This window comes from Nocardia sp. NPDC003345 (assembly GCF_053589395.1).
The window spans coordinates 1-1685 of the sequence record NZ_JBSFRU010000583.1 but is presented as its reverse complement, the minus strand read 5'-3'; the positions used below and the strand labels follow the sequence as shown (position 1 = coordinate 1685).

Sequence of the window (1685 nt, the reverse complement as noted above, 5' to 3'; positions counted from 1 at the left end):
CCCAGGCCCGGGTCGCCCGCAGCGTATCGGTGCCCCGGCTGCTGGCCCGGGTGCGGGCGCGTGGATCGTCGCGCTCCCCCGGCCGGTCCTGGGCGGGGCGGCGGGCGGGGGCGCGGTCGCCGGGCGGCCGGGACCCGGCCCGGGGCCGGACGGAATGATAGATCTCGGGTTTGGGCAATCGCAGCAAGCGGCTGACCCGGCCGTCCTGGCCGGCGTGCAGCGCGGCCACCGCCTCGGGCTCGTGGCGGGCGGCGTTGGCGATGATGCCGAACATCAGCAGGGTCAGCGCCAGCGACGAACCACCGGCCGAGACCAGCGGCAGCTGCAGCCCGGTCACCGGCAGCAGGCCGACCACGTATCCGATATTGATCAGCGCCTGACCGGTGATCCAGGTGGTGGCCGTGGCCGTCAGCAACCGCAGGAACGGGTCCACCGAGCGGGCCGCGATCCGCAGCCCGGTGTAGACGAACAGCGCGAACAGCCCCAGGACCAGGGCACAGCCCAGGAAACCGAGTTCCTCGCCGATGATGGCGAAGATGAAGTCGTTGTGCGAATTGGGCAGGTAGCTCCATTTGGCCCGGCTCTGCCCGAGCCCGCGGCCCCACAACCCGCCGTCGGCGAGCGAGTACAGCGCCTGCCGGGCCTGGTAGTTGATGCCCTGCGGATCGTCACCGGGATTGAAGAAGGCGCGCATCCGGTCGGAGCGGTACCCGGCCGACAACGCCAGGACCAGCGCCGCGATACCACCGGCGGCCAGGATCGTGACGAACAACCGGATCGGCAGCCCGCCGAACCACAGCAATGCCAGCAGCACGATACCCATGGCGATGGTGGTGGACAGGTTGGGTTGCAGGACGATCAGCAGGCAGACCAGCAGACCGGCCGGCACCAGCGGTACCAGGATGTTCTTCAACCCGCGCGGATCGTTGGCGGCGCGGGCCGCGGCCCGCCGCGACACCAGCAGATGCGCGCCCCACACCACGAAGGTCACCTTGACGACCTCGGACGGCTGGATCGAGAAGAAGCCCAGGTCGATCCAGCGGCGCGCGCCGTTGACCGTACTGCCGACCCCGGGGATGAGCACCAGGATCAGCAGCAGCACCGAGAGCGCGAACACCGGGAACGACAGCTGACGCAGCCGCCGGAACGGGATCCGCAGCGCCAGATAGAACAGCACCGCGCCGACCGTCGCGTACATCGCCTGCTGGGCGAACAGTGAATAGGCCGAACCGCCGTCGGCGTAGGACTCCACGCTCGACGCCGACAGCACCATCACCAGGCCCAGCAGGGTCAGCAGCGTCGCGATCGTGACCACCAAGTGGAACGAGGCCAGCGGCCGCGCCAGCCAGGCGCCGAAACGGCCCACCTGTAGCTGCCGCGTACCGCGGGATCTCATAACCGCCGCCCGAGGTCCTCGTCCTTCAGATCCTCCACCGCCCCGGCGAAACTGCGGCCGCGGTGGGTGTAGTCGGTGAACATGTCCAGCGAGGCCGCCGCCGGTGCCAGGAGCACGGTATCGCCGGGTCCGGCGAACGCCGCCGCCTCCCGCACCGCGCGGATCATCACGGCCTCGGCGATACCGGTATCCCGGGTGCCGGTGATCGCATCGTCCAGAACTGCCTGCCCCATTCCTGAATGGTCTCGCGTATCCAGCTCGACGACCGGCACTTCCGGGGCGTGTCGCG

General features: G+C 70.1%; 1 protein-coding gene and 1 pseudogene. Both read right to left on the bottom strand.

The features are described from left to right. On the bottom strand, positions 1-1396 hold a 1396-nt coding region (gene ftsW / locus ACWDU1_RS32185; protein ID WP_450004189.1), incomplete at its 3' end, for a putative lipid II flippase FtsW. Then, a pseudogene (murD, locus tag ACWDU1_RS32180) lies at positions 1393-1685 on the bottom strand (UDP-N-acetylmuramoyl-L-alanine--D-glutamate ligase); the annotation flags it as partial. The gene ftsW and the pseudogene murD, both read right to left, overlap by 4 nt.